A 15662-nucleotide genomic window follows, 5' to 3' on the forward strand; every position below is an offset into this window, starting at 1 on the left:
CTTTCCAATATTGCGAAAGATCGCCACCGCAGAGATCAAGGGAGATCGAACGATGAAGAAGCTCATCAACAACCCCGCCGATGTGCTGGCCGAATCGCTGCGGGGCGTCGCCCTCGCGCATCCGGAGCTGTCGGTGGACTTCGAGAACCACGTGATCACGCGCGCAACGCCGAAGGACGCAGGCAAGGTGGCGGTGGTCTCGGGCGGGGGCTCCGGGCACGAGCCGCTTCACGGTGGCTACGTGGGCGTCGGGATGCTCGACGCCGCCGTCGCGGGCGAGGTCTTCACCTCGCCGACTCCCGATCGTGTGCAGGCTGCGACCAAGGCCGTGGACCGAGGTGCCGGAGTGCTGCACATCGTGAAGAACTACACGGGAGACGTGCTGAACTTCGAGATGGCCGCCGAGCTCGCCCAGATGGAGGGCATCGAGGTCGGCACCGTGATCGTCGATGACGACGTCGCCGTGCAGGACTCGCTCTACACGGCCGGCCGACGGGGCGTCGGACTCACCGTGCTGCTCGAGAAGCTCGTCGGCGCCGCCGCCGAAGAGGGGCAGGACCTCGCCACGATCGTCGAGCTCGCGCAGCGCATCAACAGCCAGGGGCGTTCGATGGGCATGGCGCTCACGAGCTGCACCGTGCCCGCCGCCGGAAAGCCGACGTTCGACCTGCCCGAGGATCAGATGGAGATCGGCATCGGCATCCACGGCGAGCCCGGTCGTCACCGGGAGCCGCTGGCACCGGCATCCGAGATCGCCCGCCAGCTCGTCGAGCCGATCCTCGCCGACCTCGACGCCGCGGGGCCCGCGATCGTGATGCTCAACGGCATGGGCGGATCGCCCCTGATCGAGCTGTATCTCATGTACGGGGAGGTCGCATCGCTGCTCGAGAAGGCCGGCGTGCAGATCGCCCGCAACCTGGTAGGCGACTACATCACCTCGCTCGACATGGCAGGCTGCTCGCTCACAGTGCTGAAGGCCGACGACGAGCTGCTGCGGCTGTGGGATGCTCCGGTCAACACTCCGGGCCTCCGGTGGGGAGCATGATGGCGGGCGTCGACACGGCAGCACTCATCGACTGGATGCACCGCTTCCGCGACGTGATCGCGGAGAAGCGCGGGTGGCTCACCGAACTCGACTCGGCGATCGGTGACGCCGATCACGGCGCGAACATGTCGAGAGGAATGGATGCGGTCGTCGCGAAGCTCGCCTCGGGAGCTCCGGACACAGTGGACGAGCTGCTCAAAGCGGTGGGCATGACACTGGTGAGCTCCGTCGGCGGCGCGAGCGGCCCGCTCTACGGAACGCTGTTCCTGCGCATGGGGATGGCCGCGGGGCCCCTGACCGAGCTCGACGCCTCGGCGCTCGCCGCCTCGATACGGGCCGGACTCGACGGGATCGTCGCTCGCGGCAAGGCCGAGGCCGGAGACAAGACCATGTTCGACGCGATGGCTCCGGCGGTCGACGCTCTCGATGAGGCGCTCGCCGGTGGAGCAGACCTCGGGGCGGCGACGGCGGCCGCGGCGACGGCTGCTGCTGCGGGCCGGGATGCCACCGAACCTCTCGTCGCCCGCAAGGGACGCGCGAGCTACCTGGGCGAGCGCAGTGCGGGGCACCTCGACCCGGGCGCCGCATCGACCACGCTGCTGTTCGAGACGCTCGCGCAGACCACCGCGCAGAGTGCCTCACAGGCCGCGGAATCGTCCTGATGATCGGTATCGTCGCCGTCTCCCACAGCGCTCGACTCGGGGAGGCGGCGCTGGAGCTCGCCCTGCAGATGGTTCAGGGCGGGGGAGTGCGCGTACAGGTCGCGGCCGGTGCGGGATCGGATGCCGACGGCACGCCCGTCCTCGGCACGGACGCGGTCGCAGTGGCCGCGGCGATCGACGACCTCGCGGCGGACTGCGACGGGGTGCTCGTGCTGATGGACCTGGGGTCTGCGGTGCTCAGCGCCGAGCTCGCGCTCGAGCTGCGGATGAGCGACGTGCCGGTGCGCCTGGCGCCAGCGCCCTTCGTGGAAGGACTGCTCGCGGCGGTCGTGTCGGCTGCGGCGGGAGGATCGCTCGACGTCGTCGCGCAGGAGGCCTCGGCCTCACTCGGGGCGAAGACCGGTCAGCTCGGCGACGCGAACGCCGGTGACGAGGATCACACTCCTTCTGCGCGCGGTGCCAGCGAGCACGGCACCGATGCATTCTCCGTCGAGTCGGGTGCGTCTGGCCGGCCGGGTGCCGTCGTGCGCGTGGTGACCGTGAGGAATCCCCTCGGCATCCACGCACGTCCGGCCGCGCTCATCGCCGAGACGTCGGCGGGCGCCGATGTGCGACTTCGCAAGCTGCCGGACGGACCCGATGCCGCCGCTGCGAGCCTCTCCCGACTTCTGATCCTCGGTGCTCGCCAGGGCGACGACGTCGAGCTGTCTGCGACCGGGGTCGGCGCAGACGGTGTCGTCGAGCGTCTCGCGGCTCTCTTCGACGACGGGTTCGGCGAGGGATCCACCGAGGTTCCGGAGTCTCCGGTGGCGGCAACGACGCCGTCGGTCGAGACGGAGACCCAGGCTTCATCGCCGATCGCGCCGGGAACCGTGCTGCGCGGGAGGGGAGTGAGCGGCGGACGGGTCGCGGCCCCGGCGGTGCTCCTCGCCGCTCCACTCGACGAGCCCGATGCGAGCGAGATCGTCGCGCCGGATGACCGTGAGAGCGAGGTGTCCGCGATCGAGTGGGCCGCTGTGGCGGTGGCCGATCAGCTGCGTGCGCGCACGTCGACCGCGACCGGGGAAGCGCGGGCGATCCTCGATGCGTCGCGTCTGCTCGCCTCCGACCCGGAGCTCGTGGCGGAGGCCTCGGCGCTCGTCCGGATCAAGGGGCGCACAGCGGCGCGCGCAGTGTGGGAGACCGCGGTCTCGCACGAGCAGGGCCTCGCGGCACTCGGCGGGCGGATGGCCGAGCGGGCGGCAGACATCCGCGACGTCCGTGATCGCATCATCGCGGAGATCCTCGAGGTCGACGTCCCCGGCGTCCCTGAGCGTGAGGAGCCGTTCGTGCTGGTGGCCGTCGATCTCGCCCCGGCTGACACCGCCGCCCTCGAGGGAGGCCGCTGCGTCGGGTTGGTGACCGAGCAGGGTGGTCCCACCTCGCACACCGCGATCATCGCGCGCTCTCTGGGAATACCTGCCGTGGTCGGGGTGGTCGGTGCGGCCGGGATCACCCCCGATGCCGTCGTGCTGGTCGACGGCGACCGTGGCACCGTGGAGGTCGAACCTGACCCGGCACGCGCCGAGGCGGCGAAGGGCGAAGCGGTCGTCGTGCCTTTCCACGGAGAGGGCATGCTCGCCGACGGGCACCGCATCCGTCTGCTCGCGAACGTCGGGGGAGCCGCCGAGGCGGTGACCGCCTCGGCCGCCGGAGCGGAGGGCATCGGGCTGTTCCGCACCGAGTTCTGCTTCCTCGACCGGGCCGATGCGCCATCGATCGATGAACAGGTGGCGGCCTACCGCGGTGTCCTCGCAGCGTTCCCCGGTCGTCGGGTCGTCGTGCGCACGCTCGATGCGGGCAGCGACAAGCCCCTGCCGTTCGCGAACGCGGATCACGAGGACAATCCCGCTCTGGGAGTTCGCGGCCTGCGCATCGCCCGACGGTCGCCCGCGCTGCTCGACGATCAGCTGCAGGCGCTGGCACGGGCAGCCGAGGCGGAATCGGCGATCGTCGAGGTCATGGCGCCGATGGTGGCCACGGTCGATGAGGCGCGTGCCTTCGCCGAGAGCGCCCGTGCTGTCGGGCTCATGACGGTCGGCGTGATGATCGAGACGCCCTCGGCGGCGCTGCTCGCCTCGGAGCTGCTCGAGGTCGTCGACTTCGTCAGTCTCGGCACCAACGACCTCGCCCAGTACACGCTGGCGGCGGATCGCCTGCTCGCCGAGCTCGGTGACCTGAACGATCCGTGGCAGCCTGCCGTCCTGCGCCTCATCGGAGCGGTCGGTGCAGCCGGGCGCACGTGGGACCTTCCGGTCGGAGTGTGCGGCGAGGCCGCTGCGGACCCCGCGCTCGCAGCGGTGCTCGTCGGCCTCGGCGTCACCTCGCTCTCGATGACGCCGCGGGCGCTGGGTCGTGTGGCCGCAGCACTCGAGGCCGTCACCGACGCGCAGTGTCGGGCGGTGGCGGAGGCGGTGCTGAAGGCGGCGACCGCTGCGGACGCGCGCGCGGCGGCGGTCATGATCCTCGGATCCGAGAGCGTCGGCGGGCCGGTCGCGTGAGCGACCGGCCCGCCGACGGGATCTGTCGAGGTGCCGCTCAGGCGTGCAGGTCGATGCCCTTCGTCTCCTTCACGATCGATACGGCGATGAGGGAGATCACCGCCGTGATGGCGATGTAGACGCCGATGGTCCACGCCGCCTGGAACTGGTTCATCAGAGCCTCCGCGATCATCGGTGCGAACGCTCCGCCGAGGATGGCACCGAGCGCGTATCCGATCGAGACGCCCGAGTAACGGACGTTGGCGGGGAACATCTCGGCGTAGAGGGCCGCCTGCGGACCGTACGAGAGTCCGAGGGCGAACGTCATGACGAACAGCGCGACGAAGTACCAGAGGATGTTCGCCGTGTCGATCAGGAACCACATCGGAACCGCCCAGAGCGCGAGCGCGACATACCCGATCTGGAAGGTGCGTACCCGACCGAGGCGATCGGAGAGGTGGCCGCCCCACAGAGTGAAGATGAGCCATCCGAAGGATGCGAGGGTCGTGGCCAGCAGCACGGGAGGACGCTCCATGCCGAGGGCTGTGACGGCGTAGGTGGCGAAGAACGCGATGAGCAGGTAGCCGGCGGCGTTGTTGCCGATGAAGATGAGTGCGGTGAGCACGACCTGCTTGGTGTTCTTTCGGAACAGACGCCCGAGCGGTGCCGACGCCTCCTGCCGGCGACGGCGGAGATCCTCGAAGACCGGGCTCTCATCGACCGCGCGCCTGATCACGTAGCCGACGGCGATCAGCACGATCGAGAGCAGGAACGGGATGCGCCATCCCCAGGCGAGGAATGCTTCGGGTGACATCGAGCTCGTCAGCACCCAGAGCGTCGCTGTGGCGAGGATCATGCCGATCGGGACGCCGATCTGCGGGAACGCGCCGAAGAGCCCCCGACGGGTGGTCGGGGCGTGCTCGACGGCCATCAGTGCTGCCCCGCCCCATTCACCACCGGCCGAGAAGCCCTGCAGGATGCGGAGCACGATGAGCAGGATCGGCGCGGCGACGCCGATCGCCGCGTAGGTCGGAAGCAGGCCGATCAGGGAGGTGGAGAGCCCCATCATCACGAGGGTGAACACCAGCATCCTCTTGCGACCCAGCTTGTCGCCCAGGTGCCCGGCGACGATGGCTCCGAGTGGACGGAAGAGGAAGGAGATCCCGATGGTGGCGAATGACAGGATCTGCGCGAAGCCCTTGTTCTCCTCGGCGATAGGGGCGAGGAACAACGGGGCGAGCACGAGGCCGGCGGCTTGCGCGTAGATGAAGAAGTCGTACCACTCGATCGAGGTGCCGACGAGAGTGCTGGCGAGAACCCGCCGTTCCTCTGCGGGCATCCGGGTGGTCGAGCTGCGTGCGGATACTGCTGACGTCATGCGAACTCCATTGTTCTGCGGTGGGGGAGAGCGACTAACCATCGCCCGGGTCACTTACCGAATGATCGGTCAGTAAAGCGAGAGTAGCGCACGCAGGAAGACAGTCCAAGACCCGGGACTCACGGCGGTTGTCCCGATTCTCGGCGCTGGGAGGTGAGATCTGTGGCCTGAGATGGGGATGTATGCAGTGTGCGGCATGTGATTGCTCACATTCTGATATCGACATGCATGCATCGCTCGTCAGGGCGATCGGAGCGCCCCTAGGCTCCTCGCAGGGGCATCGGATCTCGATGTGAAAAGCCAAGCGGAGGGTGTGTCATGCGTGTTCTGAATCAAGGTCGGGGGCGGGTCGTTCTCGGGGTCGTCGGTGTCGGAGCGCTCCTCGCCGGGCTGACCGCCTGTGCGCCCTCGCCGGAGCCGTCATCATCGTCGTCACCCGCGCCCGAGGCCTCCGCGCCGGAGCCGTACTCGGGACCCGTGGCATTTGTCGGCGACGAGCTCTCGTGGCTCCTGCCCTCCGCGGACGACATCACCGCCTTGATTCCGTCGGCGAGTGAGGTGAGTACACCCTCCGATGCCCTCGAGCAGACTTCTGACGGCGGCGGGCCCGAGTTCGCTCCGGCGATCTGCGGCGTGCTCTTCATGGAGCAGAGCCTGGATTCCCTGGGAGCCCGGACGTCATCGTGGTCCATGCCGAGCGACACCGAGTACTCGTTCAACAGCATCATCGCCATGCAGTTCGCAGACGAGGCGCACGTCGCCGCGCGGATGGATCAGATAGAGCGGGCAGCGGCGGAATGCGGCGAGTTCGACTACGACGGGCTCAACACCTTCGAGGCGATCGTCGCGGATGAGCAGGACGGCGTACGTGCGCTGGCGGGAACGATGAACGCCGACCCGGCCTCTGAGGGGTGGCGGGTCTTCCACGGGTTCGCCGCAGTCGGCAACACGCTCGTGCACCTGAGGACGTCGCTCCCCGATGCCGCGCCGATCGACGCGGCGGCCGCGGCCGAGCTGCTGCAGGCGACCGCGATCGATGCGAAGTCCGATCTCATCGAGAGTCTGACCGAGACCCCTCCGACAGGGGCCACCGAGCCGGTCGGCGATGCGTCCACTCCCTGGGCCGAGTGGTCGATCACGGGCCAGGGCGTCGGCCCGATCCGCCTCGGTGAGACGTATGACGACATCGTGGCGACACTGCCGGATGCTGCGGTGACACCGCCCGCGTACGACGGCGGGCCGTGGGTCTTCGCGAGCCCCGACGGCGCCTCGTCGTTCTCTGCGACAGCGGTCGACAGCGGATCGGTGGCCGAGATCACCGTCGGGGCCGTATCGGACGAAGAGGACTCCGGAGCGGACGGCGCGACGTCGCCGCACGCGCTCGACGCGCGGATCGGCGACCCGGTCTCCTCAGCCGTCGCCGCGTTCCCGACCGGGACCCGCGTGCACGTCGTCTCGTCGGGGCAATGGGCCTACTTCGTCGCCGACAGAGAGGGGCGTCTCCTGATCTTCCACACCACGCGTGAGGACACCGACTCCACGGAGGCCCGGATCATCGGGATCACGACCGCCGACACCACCCTGCGAAGAGACCTCACCGTGGAGTGAGGTGGGAGGGCGCCGGATCCCGGCGGCCCTCACACCCTCCCGAAAGCGCGAAGCGGGTGCTCGATGAGCTCCGTCACTCGGCGGAGAAAGCTCGCCGCGTAGCCGCCGTCGCACACCCGGTGGTCGAACACGAGCGACAGCTGCACGATGCGGCGCGCGACGACCTGTCCGTCGAGCACCCAGGGACGCTCGATGATGCGTCCGATTCCGAGGATCGCCACGTCGGGGTGGTTGATGATCGCCGCGGAGCCGTCGACGCCGAGCCCGCCGTAGTTGTTCAGAGTGAACGTCGATCCGCGCAGGCGGTCGGCGGGTATGGACCCGGATCGGGCCCTCGTCGACAGCTCGCGCAGGGCGGTGTCGAGCTGCTCGATGCTGAGTTCGTGTGCTCGTGGGATGACCGGCACCATCAGGCCGCGTGCGGTGTCGGTCGCCACGCCCATGTTCACGCCGTCGAAGGAGATGAGCTCGGAGGCATCGTCGCTCAGACGGGACGCCAGCACCGGGTGATCCTCGAGAGCGAGCAGCACGAAGCGCGCGAGGAGCGCGGTGACGGAAGGCGCCTTGCCGCCCTCGGGAGCCATCTGCGAGCGCAGGTTCCACAGCTCGGTCGCGTCGACATCGACCCAGACGGTCGCTTCGGGGATCTCGGAGCGGCTGCGGGCGAGCTTCGTGCTGACGGCCTTGCGCAGCGGAGACAGGCGCTCGCGCGAGGCGACGGACAGACCGTCGAGGACGTCGCGATCGGCGCTCGCGTCTGTGCCTCTGCCTGCGCCCGCACCGGCGCCGCGATGCTGGGCGGCGACGCCGTCGACCGCGACGTCGACCGCCGCGGCGAGGACGTCGGCGCGAGTCACCGCACCGTCGTGTCCTGTCGGGGCGATCGTGTGCACGTCGAGACCGAGGTCGCGTGCCAGACGCCGCACGAGGGGTGAGCGGACAGCCACGGGGCGTCGTACCGACGCATCCGATTCGGGTGCGATCGGTGCCGGTCCGATCGCCGCGGGCGGTGCTGATGGGGAGTCGACCTGCGCGCCGGCACGGGGCCTCCTCCTGCCGGATGGTGCCCGCTCGGACGTGCCGTAGCCGATCAGCACGTTGCCGGATCCCGCACGCTCCTCCTCGCGGTAGGCGTCGCGCTCGACGGACTCGGGGGCAACAGGACCCGAACCTGCGCGTTCGCCATCGTCCACTTCGAGCACCGGGGATCCGACGTCGATGGTCTCGCCCGGCTCTCCGTGCAAGGCGGTGACGACTCCCGCGAACGGCGAGGGCAGCTCGACGATGCTCTTCGCGGTCTCGACCTCGGCGATCGCCTGATCCGTGACGATGGTGTCGCCGACCGCGACGAGCCACTGCACGAGGCCCGCTTCGGTCAGCCCTTCACCGAGGTCCGGCAGACGGAAGACCCGGGTGGTCAGGGCGGTCATGACTCGTCCTCTCCGCACTCGTCTTCCCAGTGCAGCGAGTCGATCGCGTCGAGGACGCGGTCGACATCCGGCAGATACCAGTGCTCGAGCTTCGGTGGTGCGAAGGGGGTGTCGAAGCCGGTCACGCAGCGAACGGGCGCCTCTAGGTATTCGAAGCAGCGCTCGAAGACCCTCGCCTGGATCTCCGATGCCACGCTGGCGTAGCCGGGCGCCTCGGCGATGACGACGGCGCGACCGGTCGCGCGCACGGCGGCCGTGACGGTGTCATCGTCGAAGGGCGACAGCGATCGGATGTCGACGACCTGCACACTGCGGCCCTCGGATGCGGCGACTTCGGCCGCCTCCAGAGCGAGCGGCACGGACGCGCCGTAGGCGAGGAGCGTGATATCGGTACCCTCGCGAGCGATGCGGGCGGTGCCGATCTCGGCCGTGACGGAGGTGTCCACCTCGCCCTTGGCCCAGTAGAGCTTCTTCGGCTCGAGGAAGATCACCGGATCCGGCGAGGCGATGGCTGCTCGCAGCATCGAATACGCGTCCTGCGGCGTCGACGGGCTGAGGACCGTGAGTCCCGGCGTGTGCGCGTAGTAGGCCTCGGACGAGTCGCAGTGATGCTCGACCCCGCCGATGCCGCCGCCGAACGGGATGCGGATCACGAGCGGCATCCGCACGCCCCCGCGAGTGCGGTTGCCGAGCTTCGCCACATGGCTGACGATCTGTTCGAACGCCGGCAGGGCGAACGCGTCGAACTGCAGCTCGACGACGGGGCGCATGCCGTTCATGGCCATGCCGACCGCGGTGCCGACGATGCCGGACTCGGCCAGCGGGGTGTCGAAGCAGCGCTCCTCGCCGAACCGTGCGGTGAGCCCGTCGGTGATGCGAAAGACTCCGCCCAGGGCTCCGACGTCCTCACCGAAGACCACGACCTCGGGGTCGGCCTGGATGGCGTCTGCGAGGGCGAGGTTCAACGCAGCGGCCATACTCATGGTCGACACTGTCGCTGAGCGCTCGTCGATGCGGATGTCGTCGTGTGCGATGGTCATCGGGCACCTCCGGGGGTCGCCTGAGCGGTCGATCCGGCCTCCGCGGCACGGGTCCGTTCGATCTCGCCTCGAAGCATCTGCCACTGCTCCTCGAGCTGCGGGGAGCGCGTCTCGGTCACGAAACGGAACAGATCTTCGGGGTCGATGTCGGAGTCCGTGTTGAGCGCCTCTCGCATCGCTGCCGCGATGTCCTCGGCCCCGGCCGCATACTCGGCCTCGAGCTCGGACGTGAGCGCGCCGGTATCGGTCAGGTGCGCTCGGAGACGGGTCAGCGGGTCTCGGGCGACCCATGCCTGCACCTCGGCGCGCTCGCGGTAGCGGGTGTCGTCGTCGGCGTTCGTGTGCGCCTGCATCCGATAGGTGTGCGCCTCGACCAGAGTGGGGCCGCCCTCGGAGCGCGCACGGTCGACGGCCTCGCCGAGCACAGCCAGTACCGCGGCGACGTCATTGCCGTCGACGCGCCGACCGGGCATTCCGTAGCCGATCGCCTTATGCGCGAGAGAGGGTGCCGCGGTCTGTCGACTGAGGGGAACGGAGATCGCGAACTCGTTGTTCTGCACGAAGAAGACGACAGGCACGTGGAAGACCGCGGCGAAGTTCATGGCCTCGTGGAAGTCGCCCTCGCTGGTCGCGCCGTCTCCGCACAGAGCGATGACGACGATGTGCTCCCCTCGCTGTTTCGCGGCGTACGCGAAACCCACGGCGTGCAGCAGCTGCGTGGCCAGGGGAGTGGCCTGCGGAGCGACGTGGTGGGCGCGCACGTCGTAGCCCGAATGCCAGTCGCCCTTCAGCAGCACCATCGCCTCGGCAGGCGCCACGCCTCGCGCGATCACGGCCACAGAGTCGCGGTAGGTCGGGAAGAGCCAGTCGTCGGCGGTCATGGCGAGTGCGGCACCGATCTGGCAGGCCTCCTGGCCGTGCGATGACGGGTAGACGGCGAGGCGTCCCTGACGCACGAGGGCACTGGCCTGGTCGTTGATGCGGCGTCCTTCGACGAGGCCGCGATACGCGGCCAGCAACATGTCGGTGCCGGGCATCGCGTAGTGCCCGTCGACGACGATCGCACCGTCGGCATCGACCAGCTGCACCGCCGCGTCGCGCGGAAGCAGATCTGCGTGTTCCATCCGTTCGCCCTCCTTGCCGAACCTGATGTGGACAGCTTGCCCCGCACGCGACAATCATCCAAGAGCATTCAGTGGATCATGGACGAATGCGCGATCCCTGCCGTCACCTGTGCCAAAATGTCAGAATTCCGTGACCGGACGAAGGGGTGCCATGATCACGCTGGACGAGACCGATGACGCGATCCTCGCCGAGCTGAGACGGGACGCCCGAGCCTCGATGACGGCGATAGCCGAGACGGTGCACATCTCGCGGGCAGGAGCCCACGCGCGCATCAAGCGACTCACCGAAGCGGGCATCATCACCGGCTACTCGGTGCGCACAGACCCGGTGCTGCTCGGCCACCACGCGAGCGCGTACGTCACGCTGGCGATCGAGCAGGCCACCTGGCAGGACGTCAGCGCGCGACTGCGAGCGATCCCCGAGATCGAGCACATGGCGCTCGTCGGCGGTGACTTCGATGTGATCCTGCTCGTGCGGGCGAGTGATGCCCGGGATCTCCGGCGCATCGTCCTCGAGGACATCCAGGCGATCCCCTCGATCCGCTCGACACGGACGACGTTGATCTTCGAGGACTTCACCCTGATCTGAGCGCCTGCGGGAGCATCCTTTCGCACTCGGACATCTGCGGCGCACTCCTCGACAAGTGCGGTGCTGCGACCCATTCGAGAATGAGACGAGCGCGCCGGATCCTTGGCACGCATCCGCTCGAAGGAGAGTTCCGATGTCCGAATCCGCCGCATCCGCAGCCGCCGCGCTGCTCGACCGCATCCAGGCTCCGGAGGGTGGTGGTCGAGAGATCCCGGATGCCGCGACGCGTGACGTCATCGGTCGCGCACCCGTGCACTCGGTGAGCGATCTGGATGACGCGATCGCGCGCGCGAAGCTCGCCCAACCCTCCTGGGAGGCGCTCGGTCACGAGAAGCGCAGCGCCCTGCTCGTCGCCGCGGCTGACGCGATCGACGCCAACGCGGAGAGCCTCGCATACCTGCTCTCGCGTGAGCAGGGCAAGCCGCTGAACGGCCCCAACGCGCGCTTCGAGCTGGGCGCCTGCTCGGCCTGGCTGCGCACGAATGCGGCGACCGTGCTCGACCCGCAGGTGGTGGTCGACGACGAGACGCTGCACGCCGAGCTCGTCTACAAGGCGGCGGGCGTCGTCGGGGCGATCGGCCCGTGGAACTGGCCGCTGATGATCACGATCTGGCAGATCGGCCCGTCGCTGCGCATGGGCAACACCGTGGTCGCGAAGCCGAGCGAGTACACGCCGCTCAGCGTGCTCGCGCTGCTGGCGGTGATGAACGACGTGCTCCCGGCGGACGTTCTCATCGGTGTATCCGGCGACCGCGAGGTGGGTGCGCGTCTGGCATCTCACCCCGACATCGACAAGATCATGTTCACCGGGTCGACCGCCACCGGGCGTCGGATCATCGAGAGCTCGGCCGGCAACCTCGCCAGACTGACTCTCGAGCTCGGCGGCAACGACGCCGGGATCGTGCTCCCGGGCACCGACGTGGCAGCCATCGCCGAGGATCTCTTCTGGGGCGCCTTCATCAACACCGGTCAGACGTGTGCGGCGCTGAAGCGCCTCTACGTGCACGACTCGGTCTACGACGAGGTCGTGGACGCGCTCGCCGGGATCGCGGCATCCGTACCGATCGGCAACGGGCTCGACGAGAACAACGTGCTCGGACCGCTGCAGAACCGGGCGCAGTTCGACATCGTCTCCCGCCTCGTCGAAGAGGCGAAGAGCCGCGGTGCTCGCGTCGCGACCGGCGGCGAAGCGGCTCCCGAACTCGGCGAGCTGTTCTATCGCCCGACGATCATCGCCGACATCGACAACGACGCAGCCCTCGTGCAGGAGGAGCAGTTCGGCCCCGCACTGCCGGTGATCCGCTACACCGACGTCGACGAGGCTTTCGAGCTCGCCAACGCGGTCGAGGTCGGTCTCGGCGCCTCGGTGTGGTCGAGCGATCCGGATGCCGCGCGCGAGGCGGCGACCCGCATGGAGTCGGGGACCGTGTGGATCAACTCCCATGGCGGCCTGCACCCGATGGTGCCCTTCGGCGGGGTGAAGAGCTCGGGCTACGGCCTGGAGTTCGGAGTCGAGGGACTCAAGTCCGTCGCGGTGTCGCAGGTCGTGTCGGGCCCCGGACGAAAGGCTCCGGTGCTCGAGGGGTGACCCCGGCGCCCGACACTCGAAGAAGCCCCCTCCCGATCGTGGGAGGGGGCTCCTTCATGTCGGGAGGATCCAGATCAGAGCGCTCCGAACAGCGCGGGCTCGAGTCCCGCCGCGTGGTGGGTGGTGGAGAGCAGACGGCCGTGGGCGCCGAAGGTGAAGTGCGTCGGCACCTCACCCGACTCGTCGAGGCCGAAGAGCACCCCGTGCGAGCGGATCGCGTTCGCGTCACGGTGATCGGCGATCGTCACGGACGCGCACGGGATGACCTTCTCGCGCCACGCGAAGATGTAGATGCCGGGGCGCACCTCCCACACACTGTTCTCGTCGGTGTCTGCGAGGCCGCGCTCGGGGCCGGCGAGGCACTGCCACGAGTACCAGCGCTCCGAGAGATAGACGTGCTCGTATGCGTGCTCCTCGCTGTACACCCACTCGACCCGGCGACCGATGAGGGTCGTGGTGGGTGCCGGCTCGGCTCCTGTCACCGCAGCGCCCTCGATCACCGACGGGGCGAAGACGTGCTGCACGCGGGTGCGGCCCTGCTCGGGTGCAGGCAGGATAACCGAGATGATCGCGAGCGCCCGACCGTGACGCAGATCGACGACCAGCGACACAGCCTCATTCGGCAGATAGTCGTGATGGAACTGCACGAAGTACAGGTCGTCGTCGACTTCGAAAGCCTCGTAGTCGTCGGTGTCGGAGGCGGCTTCCGTGGCGTCCTCCGCGCCCGGGTGGTAGTCCCAGGTCACCGTAGTGTCGGCGAACCGGTGCGAGATGCGGGTTCCTCGTGCGTCGACGACGGTGATCGTCTGACCGCTGAGGGCCGTGGAGTGCGGTGCCTTGTTCGCGTCGAAACCGGGCGCGAGGCCTTCGAGGGGCAGCCAGGTGGAGGTGTCTGCGGGGTTCAGAGTCGTCATCTCTCTCCTTGACGGTGGGGTCTGTGGGGCGTCAGCGGTCGCTGAAGCGCTCGAGGTCGGAGGCGAGTCCTTCGTAGACGGCCGGCTTTGATCGCTTCAGGTAGGCGCCGTAGACGATGCCGCCGATCAACGCGAGCACGAGCAGCAACGGCATGAGTCGGATCGCGAGCTCTTCGGAGCCGGCGACGATGTTGAAGTTCACGACGGCGAGCACCGAGATCGCGGCGATGCCGAGGAACCCGATCCCGGGAGCGATGAACGTGCTCCACCAGCGGGGGTCGCCCTTGCGCCGGAAGTACACGACGATCGAGATCGCCGCGAGTCCCTGCAGGATCAGCACGCTCAGCGTTCCGAACCCCAGCATCGCGGGTACCAGGGTGAGGATCGGGTCGGCTCCGGCGATCGCGAAGATGATAGCGACGAGCGCGGCGAACGAGGCCTGCACGATGCCGGCGAGCTGCGGGGCGCCGTTGGCGCGAGTGCGGGCGAGGGCCTGAGGCAGGATGCGCGAGCGGCCGAGCGAGTAGAGGTAGCGCGTGGCGGAGTTGTGGAACGCGAGCATGGCCGCGAACAGGCTGACCAGCAGCAGAACCATCATGACCGTCGTGAGCGGCCCGCCGAGGTACTGCTGGGACAGCATGAAGATCAGGTCTCCGGTGGGCAGGTGCTCGAGAGCTGTGGCCTGTGCCTGCGCGACGCCGGTCGCGCTGACGACGGCCCAGGTGGTGACGCCCAGGATCACACCGATCGCGATGATCGAGGTGTAGGTGGCGCGGGGGATGGTGCGCAGCGGTTGCTTCGCCTCTTCGCTGAACAGCGCGGTCGCCTCGAAGCCGAGGAACCCGGTGGCGGCGAGCAGCAGACCGATCGGCAAAGATCCCGAGAACACGGCCTCGGGGCTGAATGCGCCGAGGTCGTACCCGGTCTGCACGAGCACCGATACGTCGAAGACGACCAGCATCAGCACCTCGAGCACGAGGCAGACGCCGAGGATCTTCGACGAGAAGTCGACGCCGACCCTCGCGAGGAGGAAGCAGACGGCGATCGACGCCAGACCCCAGATCAACCAGTGGATGTCGAGACCGGTGAGGTCGCGGATGATGTTCTGCATGAAGAAGCCGCTGGTGCCGATGGTGCCGACGACGAAGAAGTTGTAGCCGAGGGTCGCGATGAGCCCGGCGATCAGTCCGCCCGTGCGGCCGAGACCCTTCACGACGAAGGCGTAGAAGCCTCCTGCGTTGACGAGCTGCTTCGACATCTGCGCGTAGCCCACCGCGAACAGCAGCAGGATCACGGCCACGAGGAAGAACGACATCGGTGTGCCGCCTCCGTTGCCGAGCGCGATCGCGAGGGAGGCGACCACCACGATGCCGGTCAGAGGCGCGACGGCCGCGAGGACGAGGAAGACGATCCCGGCGACGCCCAGTGCGCCGGGTCGGAGAGAAGTGTGGTCCTGCTGCGTCGTGGACGCAGATGTCGGGTCTGCCACGTCGGCTCCTTTGCTCGGTGACGGCCGTGGGTGACGGCCTCGACGACGAGAGACGTCGTCGATAGAGCGATTCTGCTCGGGTGGTGCCCGTGGCGGTTGACGCTGAGCGAAGGACGATGGTTCCAGCGCGCACAGCACCCTTCGTCGCATTCACGGAGCGGAGGAGCCGGAGCAGGATGACGGTGAAGACACCGCCGTCCTCGCCGCGTGATCTGGCAGGCGACGGCATCCGAGTGTCGCCGAGCAGCCGCGCGATCAACGGCTCGATCTTCGTCA

The 15662-nt window shown here is 68.6% G+C and carries 12 protein-coding genes; 6 read left to right on the forward strand and 6 right to left on the reverse strand.

Annotated features, from left to right (window positions below; all coding sequences use genetic code 11):
- Positions 1-52: 52 nt before the first annotated feature.
- The 3 genes from dhaK to ptsP are packed head-to-tail and all read left to right on the forward strand — an operon-like array spanning position 53 to position 4247.
- Positions 53-1045, forward strand: coding sequence for a dihydroxyacetone kinase subunit DhaK (gene dhaK / locus MRBLWH13_RS02865; RefSeq protein ID WP_341956813.1), 993 nt, complete (start codon positions 53-55; stop codon positions 1043-1045).
- Positions 1045-1707 carry a dihydroxyacetone kinase subunit DhaL gene (gene dhaL / locus MRBLWH13_RS02870; protein ID WP_341958379.1) on the forward strand — a complete coding sequence of 221 codons (663 nt, stop codon included), beginning with the start codon at positions 1045-1047 and terminating at the stop codon, positions 1705-1707. Before dhaK ends, dhaL begins: the two co-directional genes overlap by 1 nt.
- Positions 1707-4247, forward strand: coding sequence for a phosphoenolpyruvate--protein phosphotransferase (ptsP, locus tag MRBLWH13_RS02875; RefSeq protein WP_341956814.1), 2541 nt, complete (start codon positions 1707-1709; stop codon positions 4245-4247). The genes dhaL and ptsP overlap by 1 nt, the downstream gene beginning before the upstream one ends.
- 37 nt (positions 4248-4284) lie before the next feature.
- Here the strand turns inward: ptsP and MRBLWH13_RS02880 are convergent, their stop codons facing one another.
- Positions 4285-5604, reverse strand: coding sequence for an MFS transporter (locus tag MRBLWH13_RS02880; RefSeq protein ID WP_341956815.1), 1320 nt, complete (start codon positions 5602-5604; stop codon positions 4285-4287).
- 318 nt (positions 5605-5922) lie between these two features.
- On the opposite strand from MRBLWH13_RS02880, the gene MRBLWH13_RS02885 reads away from it, so the two are divergent.
- The gene (locus MRBLWH13_RS02885) at positions 5923-7212 is read left to right on the forward strand and encodes a hypothetical protein (RefSeq protein WP_341956816.1); all 1290 of its coding nucleotides are present in this window, start codon (positions 5923-5925) and stop codon (positions 7210-7212) included.
- Between the two features lie 29 nt (positions 7213-7241).
- Here MRBLWH13_RS02885 and MRBLWH13_RS02890 read toward each other — a convergent pair whose 3' ends face one another.
- Genes MRBLWH13_RS02890 through pdhA form a run of 3 tightly spaced genes read right to left on the reverse strand, consistent with a single transcriptional unit; the run spans position 7242 to position 10806 of the window.
- On the reverse strand, positions 7242-8642 hold the full coding sequence (locus tag MRBLWH13_RS02890; protein ID WP_341956817.1) for a dihydrolipoamide acetyltransferase family protein: 1401 nt from the start codon (positions 8640-8642) through the stop codon (positions 7242-7244).
- Complete coding sequence (locus MRBLWH13_RS02895; protein WP_341956818.1) at positions 8639-9682, reverse strand: transketolase C-terminal domain-containing protein; 1044 nt, start codon at positions 9680-9682, stop codon at positions 8639-8641. Before MRBLWH13_RS02895 ends, MRBLWH13_RS02890 begins: the two co-directional genes overlap by 4 nt.
- Positions 9679-10806 (reverse strand): pyruvate dehydrogenase (acetyl-transferring) E1 component subunit alpha, encoded by a 1128-nt coding sequence (pdhA, locus tag MRBLWH13_RS02900; protein WP_341956819.1) that lies wholly within the window; start codon positions 10804-10806, stop codon positions 9679-9681. The genes MRBLWH13_RS02895 and pdhA overlap by 4 nt, the downstream gene beginning before the upstream one ends.
- A 151-nt stretch (positions 10807-10957) precedes the next feature.
- On the opposite strand from pdhA, the gene MRBLWH13_RS02905 reads away from it, so the two are divergent.
- Both MRBLWH13_RS02905 and MRBLWH13_RS02910 read left to right on the forward strand, forming a co-directional pair.
- Positions 10958-11395: an Lrp/AsnC family transcriptional regulator gene (locus MRBLWH13_RS02905; RefSeq protein WP_341956820.1), complete on the forward strand. Its 438-nt coding sequence runs from the start codon at positions 10958-10960 to the stop codon at positions 11393-11395.
- Between the two features lie 133 nt (positions 11396-11528).
- Positions 11529-12983, forward strand: coding sequence for an aldehyde dehydrogenase family protein (locus MRBLWH13_RS02910; RefSeq protein WP_341956821.1), 1455 nt, complete (start codon positions 11529-11531; stop codon positions 12981-12983).
- A gap of 74 nt (positions 12984-13057) precedes the next feature.
- On the opposite strand, the gene MRBLWH13_RS02915 is transcribed toward MRBLWH13_RS02910, so the two are convergent.
- The gene (locus tag MRBLWH13_RS02915) at positions 13058-13897 is read right to left on the reverse strand and encodes a molybdenum cofactor biosynthesis F family protein (RefSeq protein ID WP_341956822.1); all 840 of its coding nucleotides are present in this window, start codon (positions 13895-13897) and stop codon (positions 13058-13060) included.
- A 31-nt stretch (positions 13898-13928) separates the two neighbouring features.
- Positions 13929-15386 carry an APC family permease gene (locus MRBLWH13_RS02920; protein ID WP_341956823.1) on the reverse strand — a complete coding sequence of 486 codons (1458 nt, stop codon included), beginning with the start codon at positions 15384-15386 and terminating at the stop codon, positions 13929-13931.
- Between the last annotated feature and the right edge of the window lie 276 nt (positions 15387-15662).

The organism is Microbacterium sp. LWH13-1.2, from assembly GCF_038397735.1.
Taxonomy (GTDB): Bacteria; Actinomycetota; Actinomycetes; order Actinomycetales; family Microbacteriaceae; genus Microbacterium.

Bases quoted from the DNA above. Each gene is read 5' to 3' on its own strand.
- MRBLWH13_RS02910 (WP_341956821.1), top strand. From the start codon at position 11,529: ATGTCCGAATCCGCCGCATCCGCAGCCGCCGCGCTGCTCGACCGCATC.
- ptsP (WP_341956814.1), top strand. From the start codon at position 1,707: ATGATCGGTATCGTCGCCGTCTCCCACAGCGCTCGACTCGGGGAGGCG.
- dhaK (WP_341956813.1), top strand. From the start codon at position 53: ATGAAGAAGCTCATCAACAACCCCGCCGATGTGCTGGCCGAATCGCTG.
- MRBLWH13_RS02905 (WP_341956820.1), top strand. From the start codon at position 10,958: ATGATCACGCTGGACGAGACCGATGACGCGATCCTCGCCGAGCTGAGA.
- MRBLWH13_RS02885 (WP_341956816.1), top strand. From the start codon at position 5,923: ATGCGTGTTCTGAATCAAGGTCGGGGGCGGGTCGTTCTCGGGGTCGTC.
- dhaL (WP_341958379.1), top strand. From the start codon at position 1,045: ATGGCGGGCGTCGACACGGCAGCACTCATCGACTGGATGCACCGCTTC.
- MRBLWH13_RS02915 (WP_341956822.1), bottom strand. From the start codon at position 13,897: ATGACGACTCTGAACCCCGCAGACACCTCCACCTGGCTGCCCCTCGAA.
- MRBLWH13_RS02880 (WP_341956815.1), bottom strand. From the start codon at position 5,604: ATGACGTCAGCAGTATCCGCACGCAGCTCGACCACCCGGATGCCCGCA.
- MRBLWH13_RS02895 (WP_341956818.1), bottom strand. From the start codon at position 9,682: ATGACCATCGCACACGACGACATCCGCATCGACGAGCGCTCAGCGACA.
- pdhA (WP_341956819.1), bottom strand. From the start codon at position 10,806: ATGGAACACGCAGATCTGCTTCCGCGCGACGCGGCGGTGCAGCTGGTC.
- MRBLWH13_RS02890 (WP_341956817.1), bottom strand. From the start codon at position 8,642: ATGACCGCCCTGACCACCCGGGTCTTCCGTCTGCCGGACCTCGGTGAA.